Here is a 16434-nt window from a genome sequence, read left to right as displayed (position 1 = left end):
TTAAATGGTGGTAAAGTAGAGAGGTGAGATTCGTGCATCAAGACAGAAAGCGGGGGTAAGTGACTTTCTTATGCAGCATTCGATATTATTGATTGAAGACGACAGCTCGATCGTAGAGATGGTTGAAAAGTATTTAGTTAAAGAGGGGTTCCGTGTAACCTATGCCTATTCAGGTGAGGACGGAGTCAAGGAATTTATGACGAATTCTTACGATTTGGTCATTTCAGATTTGATGATGCCTAAGATGGATGGAATAGAAGTCATTCAACGAATTCGTCTGCAGAGCGCAGTTCCAATCTTGATTATGTCCGCTAAGGATAGCGATATAGACAAAGCGCTCGGTCTTGGATTTGGAGCAGATGATTACTTGGCTAAGCCTTTCTCAATGCTTGAGCTCTCAGCGAGGATCAAAGCGATGATACGTAGAGCGACACAGTACTCCAGTGTGGAATCTAAGCAGGAGCAGGCTTTAACGTTTGACGATATGATTGTTGATATAGAGAACATGCTGGTTACTAAACATGGAGTTCCCGTTAAGCTCACATCCAAGGAGTTCGACATTCTAAAGCTGTTCGTCTCGAATCCGAATCGTGTATTTACGAAGGCGCAGATCTATAGCTTTGTGTGGAAGGATGAATACTACGGGGATGAAAATGTGATTAATGTCCATATGAGAAGACTCCGCGAGAAAATCGAAACCGATCCTTCAAATCCGAAATGGATTAAAACTTTGTGGGGAATTGGATATAAATGGGAAGTGTGAGTGGTGAATTATTTTTACATAACTTTAATTGTATTGTTACTCCTTGTGATTATCGTTCAACATCAGCATAAGAAAAAGAGAACGCAGGAGCTGCTTGAGGTTCAGCAAAGGTTACATAAAATCATAAATCGTCCATTGAACGAGAAACTATTGCTTTTGACGAATGACCCCGCTTTACAAACCTTACTAGCGGAGATCAATCGTCTATTGATTGCGATACAACATACAGGAGCTGTATATGCACGAACAGAGAACTCCATGCGGCGAATGCTGTCTAATATTTCGCATGATTTAAAAACGCCATTGACGGTTGTAATTGGATATTTGGAAATGCTTCGCCTTAATCCAGATTTATCTGCTGAGGAGCGGAATGATCTAATTGCCAAAGTACATACTAAAACTGTCTTGGTGTTGGACCTCATCCACACCTTTTTTGACTTAGCTAAGCTTGAAGCTGGAGATAACGATATGGTCATCAGCAAAGTGCAGCTGAATGAATTATGTCGGATGAGCATTTTGCAATTTTATGAGGTATTAACAGCCAAAGGGATAGAGGTTGATATCGATATTCCGGATCAAGTGATTGCTGCCAAAGGAAATGAAGAAGCGCTGCAGCGAATTTTAAACAATTTAATATCTAATGCAATTGCGTACGGTAGTGAGGGCAAAGTGCTTGGTCTTACTTTACATGAAGATGAGGAATCAGCATACATACAGGTTTGGGATCGAGGCAAAGGGATATCAGAAATACATAAAGATGCCGTGTTCGAGCGAATGTATACATTAGAAGATTCACGTAACCGATCATACCAAGGAAGCGGGCTTGGACTTACCATAACGAAGCGATTAATTGAGAAAATGGGTGGTAAGATTCACCTGAACAGTAAACCATATGAAAGAACCGTATTTATAGTTGAATTGGCGAAGATAAAATTTTGAACATTTAAGAAATAAGTAAGATTCAATTAAGAATCAAGAAAGCCAATTTCGTTATTATAGAATCTATCTTATAGAAATAAATGGTAATCTCTCAATTTTGTAAGATTAGTGTAAGGTTAATCGATAGTCCGATAGGACTGGGATAACTTATTATGAAAGTTAGCCAAATGGTATCAGGTCTTAGAGGAGGAGCTTGTATAGTGAGAATTGGACTTACAGATCAAGAAGTAACACAACGAATACATCAAGGACAAGTGAATAAGCTGCCACAAGCACCGTCTCGAACAATTTGGGAAATCATGCGTGCAAATCTATTCACGAGTTTTAATCTATTAAATGCGATTCTTGCAGCAGTCGTATTCATTGCCGGCTCACCGAAGAATGCCCTGTTCGTTGGTGTCATTATTTTTAATACTTTTATCGGAATGTTCCAGGAATTACGTGCCAAAGCGACACTTGAGAAGCTGTCAGTTCTGAACGTATCTCATGTCAATGTTATACGTGATGGACAAGAGCAATCTATCGTAACCGAGCAAATAGTTATGGATGATGTCATGATTTTAAATCCAGGGGATAAAATTGCAGCGGACGCTGTCGTTCTGGAGGATAGCAAGTTCGAGGTTGATGAGTCTTTGCTTACAGGTGAAGCGGATCCAATTAACAAGCAAGAAGGTGCTGAGATTTTATCTGGCAGCTTCGTTGTTGCGGGCAGCGGCTATGCTAAGGTGACGAAGGTAGGCTCAGCGACATATGCGGCTAAGCTTGCTAGCGAAGCTAAGAAATTCAAGCGAATTAATTCGGAACTGCAGGGTGCGGTTAATAAGTTGTTTAAAGTGATTATGTGGCTAGTCGTTCCAATTGGCGGAATGCTTATTTGGACACAGCTTATGTTCACACATGCCACATGGCAAGATGCAGCGATTGCAGCTGTATCGGGTATTGTAAGTATGGTTCCAGAAGGTCTAGTATTGCTTACAAGTGCAACTTTCGTCGTCGCGATCGCCAAGCTTGCGAAGCATCGTACGCTGGTACAGGAATTGCCTGCAACAGAAGTGCTTGCAAGGGTAGATATGCTATGCCTAGATAAAACGGGAACAATTACCGAAGGTAAGCTGGACCTTGTGGATGTTAAGTTGTTAGGTCATGAATCAAAGCAGCAGGTGGATACTATGCTTGCCGCTGTTGTACATGCATTGCCAAGTATGAATCCAACGCAGCAAGCGATACGTGATCGTTATCAGAATGCACCGGATATAGAAGTTAAGAATAAAATCCCTTTTTCTTCAGATAAAAAGTGGAGCGGTGCCGTATTCGCTGATAAAGGCGCATGGGTACTTGGTGCTCCCGAAATGATTCTTATGGATGAATATAAGCAGGTTCAGCAGCTTGTTGAACAAGAAGCTAAGCAAGGCAGACGTGTGCTGCTGTTTGTAGAGGTGAATGAAGGGGCACTGCTTCAAGGTGAAATAAGAGAACCACGAATCGTCGCTTTGCTTCTAATCGCGGATCGCATAAGAGAAGAGGCACCGGATGCTTTGCGTTATTTTGCTGAAGAAGGCGTTTCAATCAAAATTATTTCCGGTGATAATCCAATAACGGTATCAGCAGTTGCTGCGCGGGCTGGCGTTCAAGGTGCAGAGAACTATGTCGATGCAAGAACATTGCCTGATAATGTGGAAGACATGACGAAGGTAGTGGATCAATACACCGTGTTCGGACGTGTAACGCCGCATCAGAAAAAATTGCTTGTTCAAGCTCTTCAATCGCAGGGACATACAGTGGCGATGACCGGAGATGGTGTAAATGATGTATTAGCACTTAAAGAAGCGGATTGCGGAATTGCGATGGCGAATGGTTCCGACGCAGCAAAGGCAGTGTCCCAGCTTGTCCTGCTCACTTCCGATTTTGGCGTATTGCCAAAGGTTGTGACTGAAGGTAGAAAAATTATTAATAACTTGGAGAAGGTATCCGTTCTTTTCCTATCCAAAACGGTTTATTCCATCCTATTGTCACTTATTTTCTCAGTTCTCTTAATGCCTTATCCGATTATGCCTATTCACGTTACGTTGATTGGCGGATTAATGATCGGCATTCCTGGTTTCTTTTTGGCGCTTAGCCCGAATCAAGATCGTGTTAGTGCAGGCTTTTTAAAAAGGGTATTAAGTATTTCGATTCCGAATGCCATTATTTTAGCTGCCTTGACGATCATCATGTTCATCTATGCTCACAAGACTGGACACGGAATTAGAGAAGCTCGAACACTAGCGGTTCTTGTGCTCGGCGGGACAAGCTTAGTTGTCTTAGCAAGGCTTGCAAGACCATTTAGTCCGATTAAAATTGGACTAGTGATTGCCGTGTCGCTGTTATTTACTGCTGCGTTCTTAACGAAACTTGGTAAAGAAATTTTCATGCTGACATCATTATCATCTATAGTACCAGCCTTATTGCTTATTCTGCTCTCTTGGCCGCTGCTTTCACTCTTGAATCGATTATCAGCCAAGCTAACCAAGCAAGCTTAAGAAACAAGTAAGAATTGAGTAAGAAAAAAGAAACGTTCATTCGATATGATTAGACCATAACGAACAGCGAGGGGAGCTTATAGAATCATGAGTTACATCTTGAGAACGAATCGACTGACCAAGGTCTATCAAGGCAAAGAAGTCGTAATGAACGTTAATATGAATATCAAAAAAGGTGAAATATACGGTTTTCTAGGGCCGAATGGCGCGGGGAAAACAACGATCATGCGGATGCTCACCAATTTGGTTAAGCCTACATCAGGCGAAGTGGAAATATTCGGTGAGAAATTAACGCCCAACTCCTATCACTTATTAAGTAGAATGGGAACGATCATTGAATACCCCATCTTCTATGACAAACTGACTGCAAGACAAAATTTGGAGATGCATTGTGAATACATGGGATTTTATAATTTCTCAGCGATTGATGATGCATTAAGGCTAGTGAATTTAACCAATATTAACGATAAGCCTGCCAAAGATTTCTCACTTGGGATGAAGCAACGCCTAGGAATTGCAAGAGCGATTATTACAAAGCCTGAATTTCTCATCCTGGATGAACCGATTAATGGACTTGACCCGATTGGTATTAAAGAAATTCGTGAACTATTTCGGATGCTAAGCCGCGAATATGGGATTACCATTCTAATCTCGAGTCATATTCTGGCTGAAATTGAACAAATTGCAGATACAATCGGCGTCATTAATCATGGGCACTTAATAGATGAAGTGTCCATGGACTCGATTCGTGGAGCGAATACCGAATATATTGAGATTGTGACGCACAATGTAGAAAAAGCTGCATTTGTACTCACGAACGAATTGAACTTGTCGAATATTCGTGTAATGGATAACCAGATTATTCGAATTTATAATGACCATATTTCGCAGGGTGAAGTCATGAAGACACTGGTTATGAACGATGTGGTTGTAGAATCTGTTCATAAAAAGACGATCTCACTGGAAGATTACTTCTTCGGGCTATTGAACGGAGGTGGGATCGATGCTTAAATTAATGAAGCTTGAACTCAAAAGGTTTAAACTTAAAGGGTATATGATAGGTTTCGCCATTTGCAGTATCGTTATTAGTGCATTTATGATCATGATGATCTTTTCACCTAAGTTTGATGACTCACGTGTAGTTGAAAACTATGAAATGTTGTTTGTGATGATAAGTACATTCATAAGGGCAACCTTTATGGTATATGCAGGGGTGTTGATTGCGAATCTAGTTGTCAGTGAATTTAAAGATAGGTCGATAACTGTACTATTCTTATATCCGATTCCACGGAAGAAACTGCTTACGGCTAAGCTGTTAATTGTTGTGATTCTTACTTACTTTGCTATGCTGCTTTCCTATATCATTGTTGGTACAATAGCCGTTACGGTTTCACAGTTTACAGACTTAATTCCGGGTAGTTTAACGTTTGATCTTATCCAAAAAAACGCGGTTGTTTTCACTTACAGCGCATTAGCTGCGACGGGCATGTCCTTAATTTCCTTGTTTTTTGGAATGCGCAAAAAATCGACTGTAGCGACCATCGTTTCATCCGTTATTCTAGTTATGATTGTTTGCTCGAATAATATGGGTTATAGTCTTGATCAAATTATTATCATTCCCATCATTTTATCCTTAATTGGTGTTAGTATAGCTTATTTATCGATCAATAAGATTGATCATGTCGATATTAATTAGCATTAGGCATTTAACAGAAGCCGCGTTCTCCTAAGTAGAGAGTGCGGCTTTGCGTTTATTAAGATATTGAAGAACTGGGCGTATAGGTGTATCCTTATAAAGGAAAGTCTAAGAAGAAAGTTGAGAAAAGCACATGATGATGAAGCTCTGGGAATTATTCATTGGATTCGGTCGTTCAACTATGCTTGGGTTTGGTGGTGGTCCTTCCATCATTCCACTTTATCAACATGAAGCGGTAGAGCAGTTTAAATGGCTGACGAATGAAGAATTCGGTCAAGCACTTGCTATGGCCAACGCGATGCCAGGTCCGATCGCAACGAAGTTGTCAGCTTACATAGGCTACAAGGTAGCTGGATGGTTAGGAGCAGCTGTCGCAATTGGTGCTGTCGTATTGCCAACTGCGCTGCTTATGATTGTTCTTGTGTTCGCGATGAATAAGCTGCAGAATAACCCTACGATTAAAGGGATGATCCGTGGTATTCAACCTGTCATCTTCGTCATGTTTGCTATGCTCGCATTCGATTATGCCAAGTATGCATTCGAGCCAAGTGGGGGAAGTATAAACTTCATACCCTTCCTTATTGCCGCTGTATTTTTTGTCCTCGTACAATATACAGGTATTAGCGTAATTTGGGGCATTATTGGGGCGTTGATCGCTGGTGCTATTTTTCTAAGACCATAGAATATTAGGAGTTAAATGAGAGGGGTCAACAACATGTCAGCATGGAAAGAAATTACCAGCTTTGAAGAGTGGCAAGAGATTTATGACAAAACAAGCGATAGAGGTGCTGTCCTGCTTAAACATAGCACTACTTGTCCTGTGTCCGCATCTGCACTAGAAGAATATGAAGAATATTTAGCAAACAATCCGAATCAGAATGTAGATTATTATTTAATTAAGGTGATTGAATCTAGACCGATTTCACTTCAAATTGCGGAAGATGTGAAGGTGAAGCATGCTTCGCCACAAATTATTTACATTAAGAACAAATCATCCGAATGGAACACTTCACACTGGTCAGTGACAGCTAAGCATATTAGAGCTGTTCTAGATTAAAGATGCAGCAAGTCGAACGAACAGCTGTGACCACTCGTTTTCCAGTTTCAATCCTGCTGTTTATCGGTATCCTCGCGATATCGTTCTCGGCTATCCTGGTGAAGTGGTCGGCAGCTCCTGCCTCTATCATTGCATCTCATCGCCTGCTTGTTACGGTAATCATTATGTCTCCGTTACTGTATAAGTTCTGGCCTGAAATGAAGAAGATAAATGGTGCTTCCTATATCAAGTTAATGTGGTCGGGTTTATCCCTAGGACTGCATTTTTTATTGTGGATGTCTTCCTTGCGCTATACATCAGTTGCTTCTTCAACCGCTATACTCACATTGGAGCCTGTAGTCGTGATGGTAGGATCTTATTTCGTTTTTCGACATAAAACGAGCTTTAGTGCCATAATGGCTATGCTCGTTGCCATTCTCGGGGCGATGATGATTGGGTGGGGGGATTTCCGTTTTGCTGGAGATGCTTGGATCGGTGATGTTCTTTCGTTCTTAAGCATGGTAGCTGTTGCGATTCATATGATTCTTGGCAAAAGCTTAAGGACACACATGTCTGCATTCGTGTATTCTTGGTGGGTATTCTTAATTGGCGGACTGCTTCTGCTCATCTATAATCTGATTATTGGGTATTCAATCTTCCAATATGATGCGAATGAGTGGCTGCTATTCTTATTGTTAGCCATTATTCCAACCTTGTTTGGGCATGTATTATTTAACTGGCTGCTTAAATACATGTCAGCGACAACCGTATCCATGAGCGTGTTAGGGGAACCATTAGGTGCTACGATTCTAGCCTATTTGCTGCTGAACGAGACGATTACTTGGATTCAAGCGGGGGCAGGACTCTTATTGTTGATCGGTGTAGGTTTGTTTATTAAACAAGAGAAATAGATTTGGGAAATACAAAAGAGATGCTGTTGATCAGAATGATCGAATAGCATCTCTTATTTGTATATGATTCAACTGTTAGTTAGCTTGTATACTGCTGTTGAACTCATCCTTGATCGCTTGCAGAAGATCAGGATCCGTAATGACATCATATGCGGTGGAAGCAAGCATTTTGGCAGTGAATATCATTGCATCTAGGGCCTGTTCTTCCATAGCGAGATCACGGAACTCCTTCGTATGAAGCAAATGTTTGGCATCTATTACTTTCATATAAGGATGGATCGTTGGACAATGAATGGATACGTTCCCGAGGTCAAGCGAGCCATGATCCTTGCCAGATTGAATATCTTCGGGTCGTATACCAGCTTCATACAGATTACGATTAAAGGTGTCGGACAACGTGCGGTTAGTTAGCAGTTCATCATAGGAGTATTCATAATTGCTTGTTTGTAATGTACAGCCCGTTTGCAAAGCGGCACCTTTGGCGCAATCAAGCACTTTACGAACGACTTCATCCGTGTAAGCACGGGATCCTGAACGTACATAGAATTGGGCTACGGCGTAATCTGGAATGATGTTCGCAGCTTTACCACCTTCTGTGATGATGCCGTGAATCCGAGCATGGCTCTTTAGCTGCTGTCTTAATGCGTTGATGGAATTGAATAACTGAATCACTGCGTCAAGCGCGTTAATTCCCTCATATGGACTTGCAGCAGCATGCGCAGGCTTGCCTGAATACTCGAACTGAATCGCATCCATCGCAAGTGATTCTCCTGATTGTTCATATGTATAATAAGGGTGAGCCATCATAGCCGCGTCGACATCGTTGAATAGGCCAGCAGCTGCCATCGGAACCTTTGCACCTTTGGTTTCTTCAGCAGGAGTTCCATAAATACGTATCGTGCCGCCGATTTCATCAATAACGGACTTCAGACCAACTGCAGCTCCAATACTCATCATACAGATGAGGTGATGACCACAAGCGTGGCCAAGCTCAGGAAGCGCATCGTATTCCGCCATGAAAGCAATAGTAGGACCAGGCTTAGCTGATTGATAGGTTGCTAGAAACGAAGTTGGAATATCAAGAATGGCACGTTCAACTACGAATCCATGATACTCTAATTCCTCCGTTAAACGCTTACTAGCAAGAACTTCTTCATGCCCAAGCTCGGGATTGTCGCCAATAAATCGAGAGATTTCTTTGAATCTAGCAGTATGAGAATCAATGGTGGCGTGTATCGTTTGTTTCATTCAAGGAGTACCCCCTTATTGTAAAATAATGTTTTCGTGACAAACAATAGCTCTATTGTAACTGATTCTTACAGTAACCACCACTGAATCGCAAGATAAGAACCATAGGCGCCATTTTCCATTAAAACACATACAGAATTATGTTAAATTAATGACAAATTTGTCGAAATTAACTGAAATTTTAAACATAATATGCTATGATGACGTAAATACATCATGTTAATGGGGAGGTATCATGGAACGTTTATACGATATTACAGTTACGAAATCAGATGGGGAAGAAACGACGTTGGAGGAATATTCCGGTAAAACTCTGTTGCTCGTTAATGTTGCTTCCAATTGCGGTTATGCCCATCAATATGTAGGTTTACAAAAATTGTATGAACAATATAAAGGAATGGGATTTGCAATATTGGCCTTCCCGTGCAATGACTTTGGAGGGCAAGAACCAGGTTCGATGGAAGAAATTATTAATTTTTGTTTATCCAAATATGGTGTGAAGTTTGATATTTTCCAAAAGATCAATATCGTCGGACAAGATAAACATCCACTTTACTCGTTTTTGATCGATCAGGCACCTGAAACAACCGAGGTGAAGTGGAATTTTGAGAAATTCCTCATTTCACGTGATGGAACCATTCTCAAACGTTTTGTAAGCAATATTGCCCCTGAAGCATTAGAATTGAGACAAGTATTAGAGAAAGATTTATTCAGTATGGATATTATTGAATCAGGAAATGAGGGAATTTAAATATAATTATCATTAAGAAATCGTATAAGTGGAGAACAGCAATTAAGGATTACGGGAAGTAATCTTTAATTGCTGTTTTTGTTTATATAGACTTTATGACAACTGCTGATACAATTCTCTCGGTATTTGATCGATTAATGGCGAAGGGGTATCTTGGTGGATAACGATCAATTCATGTAGAGCACGTGTGCATCCCACATAGAGCAGCTTGGCATCATTTGTATGCTGTTCATAATTCGCTTGGTCCACGTTCATGAGGATGACAGCGTCGAATTCAAGACCTTTAGCCATATAGATCGGTAATATGGAAATACCACCGGCATATTGTTTGTTCTTCGGTAAGATCAGGCTTACTTCAAGCCCAGCCTTACTTAACTCAGCATGTAATGTGAGACATTCCTTCGCTGTTCGTGCAATGAATGCAATGGTGTCATTATCTCGAGTACGTAGTTGATCCACGATTTGGAGCAGTTTGCTTGCTCGATCAACGGCTGCAATTTGTGCCACCTTGACAGGTTCGCCGCTTCGGAAGACAGGAACTGCAAGCGTAGTGGATGAACCTATACTAGCTAGAATGGCATTGGCGTAATGAATAATTTCCATCGTTGATCGATAGCTTCTGGTTAATTCGTAATAACCGAACTGTTCTTCTGGGAAGAGAACACGGAACTCGTCCCAATGATGTATACCTTGATACGCGTGGATTCCTTGAGAAAGATCACCAAGTATCGTAAAGGATTGATTAGATGTATATTGCCCAAGTAATGCAACCTGGAACGGTGAGAAATCCTGTGCTTCATCAATCACCGTATGGTCAAATTTATCACTGCTTTCAATGCCATTGAAGTAAGCCAGGATATAAACCAGTGGTGCTAGATCTTCAACATCTACTTGCTTTTTCTTAAACGTGGCGGCATCGCCAAGGAATTCTTTATATAAGGTAAATGGTGTGTGAACAGGCCATTTTTTCAAATATGCACGAAGTTTGGCGCTGGCACTCTTCTTTAGCTCCTTGCGCATATTGGCAGACGGCGCACGATCAAGCTGCATTTCGAGCCAACGTTTAATACGTGCAACGACGCGGTCATATCGCTTCATTAGTGGATAATGCTTATATTCTGTCGAGAACCAATCTCTGATCATCGTCTCTTGTAGAACACAACCGCTCCAAGCTTCATAATTTCCTGAAGGAACGAATTGCTCTTCATATTTCACTAGATACGCATGAAGCTTATTCTTAAACTGAATGGAGCCTTTGGCTCTGCCTGGTGCAAGATCATCGATCTGTGGACGTTTCGGTCCAACGGCGAACCAATATTCAAGCGCATCCGTTGAATCTTTAAGCGAAACTTCATGCTCTAGCTGCTGCAATGCCCAATCGGCAAAAGTCGTTTGCTGAATATTCCCAACGCCAAGTTCAGGCAATACTCCAGAAATATAATCTAAGAACATACTGTTCGGGGCGAAAATGATCATTCGTTCTGCCTTGATGTTCTCTCGATACTGGTAAAGCAAAAAAGCTAATCGATGCAAAGCAACCGTCGTTTTACCGCTGCCTGCAACGCCTTGAATAATAAGAGCTGTATTCTTTGCTGAACGAATAATCTGGTCTTGCTCTGCTTGAATGGTGGAAACGATGTCGCGCAAGCGATTATCTTTGTTTTCACCTAAGCGGTAAAGGAGGAATTCATCGGTTACAGCTAAGTTATCGGATGCTCGGTTATACGTATCTACAACTCGTTGCAGAATCGTTTTACGAATAACCATATTACGCTTCAGATAGACCAATCCTTCAATTAATCCTTCAGGGGAGTCATAGGATGCTAGATCATCGCCACCAGTAAAGGAGTAGAACAGACTTGCAATTGGTGCACGCCAATCAATCACGAGTGGCTCTCCAGCAACATCGTGCTGTACACCTGTTTTGCCAATATAGAGCGGTTTAATTTGATCTGTACCCGATTCTTGAAAATCAAGTCGACCAAAGTAAGGTTCTACAGTTGCAATTGCAAGCGATTGTCTCGTCACCTCACGATGGGATTCGAGCAACTGCTCGGTAACATCTGGCCCATGATAACGCGGGAACTTCTGAAGAATTTCTAACTGCTCATCAATAATCGCATTGACTTGCTCAAGCTTACTTAGTTCCTCTTGATAGGCACTTTGAATCTGTGTATCCAAGCTCAGTTACCTCCTAAGGGCTTATCGAACGTTAACGTTTCGAAAGCATGTAAATTATTTTGTATTATGGAATTTATAACTTTCGTCTCATAAATCCCAAGTAATACCACGAGAAATGCATCCGTCCTTAAAGACGGTGAAACCATTTCTTCTGTGTGAAAGAGATAAATTATATCATTAATACAGATTGGAAGCAACTGACATTGTTTTTTGTATAGGGCAATGCGATCATATTCATTTAGGATTCTATCTTTTTGCATGAGAGGTTCGGTATAATAAAGGTTACAAGTGTACACCGTCCTATAAGGACAGTGAGACCGTTTCTTCTTGCAAGAGACACGGTAGGGAGGATTTACGATTCTATGAAAGTTCTAGTCATCGCCGAGAAACCTGATATGGGGCGCAATATTGCAGCAGCGATAGAACCGCGAGCTGTGAATAAACGTACGTATCTAGAAGGCGAAACTTATATCATTACGTGGGCAATTGGACATCTCATTGGACTCGCGGAGCCAGATGTCTATGATGATAAATACAAAAAATGGAATATTAACCATTTGCCAATTATTCCTGAGGAATTTCGATTAATTCCGAACCCCAAGACGAAAGATCAACTTCAAATTATTGGTGAGCTTGCCAAACGCTGTGACTCCCTCGTTAACGCATGTGACGCAGGGCGGGAAGGTCAACATATTTTTGCTTTGATTACGCGATATTTGAAGCTTACACAGCCAGTTAAACGTCTTTGGATTTCGGACTTAACACCTGAAACGATTAAGCGTGGATTTGCAGAGTTACGAGAAGGTGCGGAATTTGCGAATTTAACGAGTGCAGCTAGGGCAAGAAGCGAAGCAGATTGGCTTATCGGTATGAATGGTTCTCGCGCATTCACGACAAAGCATAACACATTACTATCCGTTGGACGTGTGCAAACGCCAGTTCTTGCGTTGTTATATGAAAGAACAAAGCTGATCGAATCATTCGATTCACTCGTGTTCTACGATCTGGAAGCTTATTTCAAGCAGCATGAGACGGAGTATCGTGGAATATGGCAAGGTGATCGGTTAACGGACAAGGAGAAGGCTGAGGAACTTTTTAATAAAGTAAATAACAAAACAGGGTTCGTTCGTGAATATGAAGTGAAGGATACACGGGAGTATCCGTTCAAGTTGTACGATCTGACATTATTGCAGCGTGATGGGAATGCGAGGTACGGATTCTCAGCCAAAAAGACATTAGATATTGCGCAAGCTCTTTACGAGAAACATAAAGTGATCACCTATCCACGGACAAACTCGAACTATGTGAATGAGGCGAATATTCCTGAGATGCATAAAGTTTTATCATCGCTGCAAGGAACAAGCTATGATTCATTAGTTAAAGGTGCGGATCGTTCGATCGTTCATAAGAACAATAAAGCAATCTGTAATCCAGCCAAGGTTGAGGATCACCATGCGATCATGCCGACTGGTCGAAGAGCATCCAATTTATCAGCAGATGAGCATAAATTGTTCGATCTCATTATTCGTCGGTTTATATCCCAATTCTATCCGCCTGCGCAGTATAAGGTACATACTGTGCTGACCGAAGTGAGTGGAGAAACGTTCAAGACGAACGTGAAGGAGCTCCTTGACAAAGGTTGGAAGGTGATTTACGAGGATCTTCAGCATGAGAAGCAAGCTTCCAAACGTAAGGCGAAGAATGACAAGCAGGAGGAAGAAGAGGAAGAGGAGACCGAAGTATCCGAGCCGTTCTCTGTTATTCAAGGCGATCCTTCGCATTGTTTTAACGCTGAAATTAAAGAGAAGCAGACTCAACCTCCGAAGTATTATACTGAAGGCACATTACTTAAGGCGATGGAGAGTGCTGGTAAGAATGTAGAGGACGAAGAGCTTCGCGATGTCATGAAAGATTCAGGACTCGGAACACCTGCAACTCGCGCAGCAACAATTGAGCGTCTAAAGACGGTTGGGTATATCGAAGCACAAGGCAAGCGACTTATGATTACGCAAAAAGGTCGTACGGCGATCGATTTGATACGCAGTGCAGGCGTGGAGCTGCTCACATCACCTGAAATGACGGGTCAATGGGAACACAGGCTGAATCAGATCGCAAGAGGTGATGCAACGGATCAAGCGTTCATTCAACAGGTCAAGCGATTTGCATGGTTCATTGTGGACAAAGTCAAAGCGCAGTCCAGTGCATCTCAAGCGGATTTTGGCGAGCAGAGTCGTACGGGCAAGGGCAATGACGATGCCAAGTCGAGGACGAAAGGTAAAACGTCAGCTTCAAGCAGCAGCTCTAAACAAGGACAGACGAAGACTCGTGCAAGTGCCAAGACTAAGGCTGATTCGCAATTACAAGCAAACGGCGGTGTAACCATTATCGGGACTTGTCCAAGAGAGGGCTGTGGTGGTTCGATTTTCTTAGGCAAAAAGGGTTACGGATGTTCGCATTATAAATCCGGCTGCGGATTTGTGATTTGGAAAGAAAGCTGTGGACGTACCTTAACAGATACGCAAGTGAAGGCTCTGATTACAAAAGGCGAAACAGCTAAGCTAAAGATGAAGAATGAAGATGGAACTTCAACCGATGGACGAATCGTAATGATCGATAAGAACACAGGAAAGATCGAAGTACAGATTGGAGAGGGGCGCTAGATGCTTATTCCGCAAAATATACATTCCTCATGGAAAAATTTTCTAAACAATGGTATGATTCGTTTATTAAGTGATATTGAAAGTAAACTAGGTCCTAATATTAATCCGACTAGACCTGATGTGATTTTACGATTTATGACTATAGATTTGGATAAGGTAAAGGTCGTATGGCTAGGGCAGGATGTTTATCCTGCTGAGGGAGTAGCAACGGGAAGATCATTCGAAGTTGGCGGACTGACAGATTGGAACTCGACGTTTCGCCAAGTATCGCTTAAGAATATCGTCAGACTTATTCATAAGACTTACAATGATATACATGAATACTCGGATATTAAGGGATTTAAGGAAATACAAGGATTTATCAAACAGGGCGAATTTCCCATACTGCATCCTGTAGAATGGTTTCAATCATTGGAACAGCAAGGGGTCCTGTTTTTGAATACGTCTTTTACTTGTGAAGTTGGCAAACCGAATAGTCATAAAGCACTATGGACTGACTTCTCTGAGCAAGTATTAGCTTATATTTCAATTGTTAGACCAGACTTGGTATGGTTCTTGTGGGGCAAAGAGGCGATAGCGAATAAGCAGTTTCTTCGGTCTGGAGTTCTCAAGGAATCCAGACATCCCATGATGTGCAGTGAGAAGTATGAGGATGATTTCTTAAAATCGGATTGCTTTAAATCTACTATGAGCGATATCAATTGGCTGGGTTAGTTTGAGGGGCTTAATCCTATTACCAGTGTTACTAGACTTAAGTCGTGCTTCTGACTCCATCTTAAGTGCGTTTAATTCGTATATTTGCCCCTGTATGATTAAGGTATACATTAACGTAATATATGGAGGATGGTTGAAGTGCAAGAAACACGCCATATTTATGTATTGCTAACTGACACTGGGACGCTTTTTACAAAATTAATTCGTGTATTCACAGGGGCTGAGCTAAATCATGCCTCAATTGCGTTCGATCAAGAGCTGACAGAAGTATACAGCTTTGGCCGCAAAAAAATAAGCAATCCGCTTCTAGCTGGTTTTGTAAAAGAAGATTTGAATAGCGAACTGTTTAAAAGCTGTGAATGTGCGCTATACTGTTGCACGGTTAGTTCAGATACATATGAGCAGATTCGATCGCATATTAACGAAATAGAGAGAAATAAAGAATTATATAAATACAATTTACTAGGTTTATTTGGTGTTCTTTTTAATATACAAATTAATCGAGAACGTGCTTATTTCTGTTCGCAGTTTGTAGCAACGATCCTGAAGGAGAACGGCGTTGCGATCAGTCCAAAAGAGCCTGTATTCGTCACACCCCAGGATATTGAGCAGGCGCCAGTTCTAAATGAAGTCTATCGGGGTTGTTTGCAGAAATACTTGGGTAAGCGCAGAATGAAAAGATCACGATCCATGTCAGCTTAACAACAGGTATAGGAAATGATAGTAAGAGGAATATTAATATGAATTTTGGACAATCGAAAACCCTTGCGAACTGCGCAAGGGCATAGTTCGCTATGTCCATTTTTATATTAACGAACGCCCACATAGCTTAGAACGACCAATAAGTGTCAATATTATCTATAGTTGAAACTTAAATTGACAAAATAATCGAGTATTCATACTATAAGATTAGAGCATACTCAGGTTCATATTGGAGGTGGTCATACTATTTTGTGCATATTTTATAGGATTAGGCAGAATAAAGATTGTCTGTATTTCTAAAAAAATGTCTGGGA

Annotated in this window: 14 protein-coding genes; 12 read left to right on the top strand and 2 right to left on the bottom strand. The window is 41.3% G+C overall.

The features are described from left to right. Nucleotides 1-70 precede the first annotated feature (70 nt). The 8 genes from E0485_RS01490 (at nt 71) to E0485_RS01455 (ending at nt 7864) form a co-directional block, all read left to right on the top strand. Complete coding sequence (locus E0485_RS01490; protein ID WP_132415824.1) at nt 71-763, top strand: response regulator transcription factor; 693 nt, start codon at nt 71-73, stop codon at nt 761-763. Nucleotides 764-766: 3 nt separating this feature from the next. Beyond that, nucleotides 767-1702 (top strand): sensor histidine kinase, encoded by a 936-nt coding sequence (locus E0485_RS01485; protein WP_407944818.1) that lies wholly within the window; start codon nt 767-769, stop codon nt 1700-1702. A 200-nt stretch (nt 1703-1902) separates the two neighbouring features. Further along, nucleotides 1903-4221 carry a cation-translocating P-type ATPase gene (locus E0485_RS01480; protein WP_207910914.1) on the top strand — a complete coding sequence of 773 codons (2319 nt, stop codon included), beginning with the start codon at nt 1903-1905 and terminating at the stop codon, nt 4219-4221. Nucleotides 4222-4308: 87 nt separating this feature from the next. Further along, entirely contained in the window at nt 4309-5232 is a 924-nt protein-coding gene (locus tag E0485_RS01475; protein ID WP_132415820.1) for an ABC transporter ATP-binding protein, read from the top strand. Continuing rightward, a complete protein-coding gene (locus tag E0485_RS01470; RefSeq protein ID WP_132415818.1) occupies nt 5225-5917 on the top strand; it encodes an ABC transporter permease in 693 nt (230 codons plus the stop codon). The genes E0485_RS01475 and E0485_RS01470 overlap by 8 nt, the downstream gene beginning before the upstream one ends. 133 nt (nt 5918-6050) lie before the next feature. After that, nucleotides 6051-6599, top strand: a complete 549-nt coding sequence (locus E0485_RS01465; RefSeq protein ID WP_132415816.1) for a chromate transporter — start codon at nt 6051-6053, stop codon at nt 6597-6599. Between the two features lie 33 nt (nt 6600-6632). Beyond that, nucleotides 6633-6974: a bacillithiol system redox-active protein YtxJ gene (gene ytxJ, locus E0485_RS01460; RefSeq protein WP_132415814.1), complete on the top strand. Its 342-nt coding sequence runs from the start codon at nt 6633-6635 to the stop codon at nt 6972-6974. A gap of 2 nt (nt 6975-6976) precedes the next feature. Beyond that, complete coding sequence (locus E0485_RS01455; protein ID WP_132415812.1) at nt 6977-7864, top strand: DMT family transporter; 888 nt, start codon at nt 6977-6979, stop codon at nt 7862-7864. Between the two features lie 75 nt (nt 7865-7939). Here E0485_RS01455 and E0485_RS01450 read toward each other — a convergent pair whose 3' ends face one another. Next, a complete protein-coding gene (locus E0485_RS01450; protein WP_132415810.1) occupies nt 7940-9112 on the bottom strand; it encodes a M20 family metallopeptidase in 1173 nt (390 codons plus the stop codon). 235 nt (nt 9113-9347) lie between these two features. On the opposite strand from E0485_RS01450, the gene E0485_RS01445 reads away from it, so the two are divergent. Then, nucleotides 9348-9863, top strand: coding sequence for a glutathione peroxidase (locus E0485_RS01445; RefSeq protein WP_132415808.1), 516 nt, complete (start codon nt 9348-9350; stop codon nt 9861-9863). A 93-nt stretch (nt 9864-9956) separates the two neighbouring features. Here the strand turns inward: E0485_RS01445 and E0485_RS01440 are convergent, their stop codons facing one another. Next, nucleotides 9957-12044: a HelD family protein gene (locus E0485_RS01440; protein ID WP_132415806.1), complete on the bottom strand. Its 2088-nt coding sequence runs from the start codon at nt 12042-12044 to the stop codon at nt 9957-9959. A gap of 362 nt (nt 12045-12406) precedes the next feature. Between E0485_RS01440 and E0485_RS01435 the strand changes: the two genes are divergently transcribed. The 3 genes from E0485_RS01435 (at nt 12407) to E0485_RS01425 (ending at nt 16120) form a co-directional block, all read left to right on the top strand. After that, nucleotides 12407-14704, top strand: coding sequence for a type IA DNA topoisomerase (locus E0485_RS01435; protein WP_132415804.1), 2298 nt, complete (start codon nt 12407-12409; stop codon nt 14702-14704). Continuing rightward, entirely contained in the window at nt 14705-15418 is a 714-nt protein-coding gene (locus tag E0485_RS01430; RefSeq protein WP_132415802.1) for a uracil-DNA glycosylase, read from the top strand. It abuts the gene before it with no gap. Nucleotides 15419-15556: 138 nt separating this feature from the next. Then, nucleotides 15557-16120, top strand: a complete 564-nt coding sequence (locus E0485_RS01425; protein ID WP_132415800.1) for a hypothetical protein — start codon at nt 15557-15559, stop codon at nt 16118-16120. Nucleotides 16121-16434 lie beyond the last annotated feature (314 nt).

The sequence above is a fragment of the Paenibacillus albiflavus genome (assembly GCF_004344915.1).
Classification (GTDB): domain Bacteria; phylum Bacillota; class Bacilli; order Paenibacillales; family NBRC-103111; genus Paenibacillus_AM; species Paenibacillus_AM albiflavus.
The sequence above is the reverse complement of the archived record's forward strand: the minus strand, read 5'-3'. Positions and strand labels throughout refer to the sequence as shown.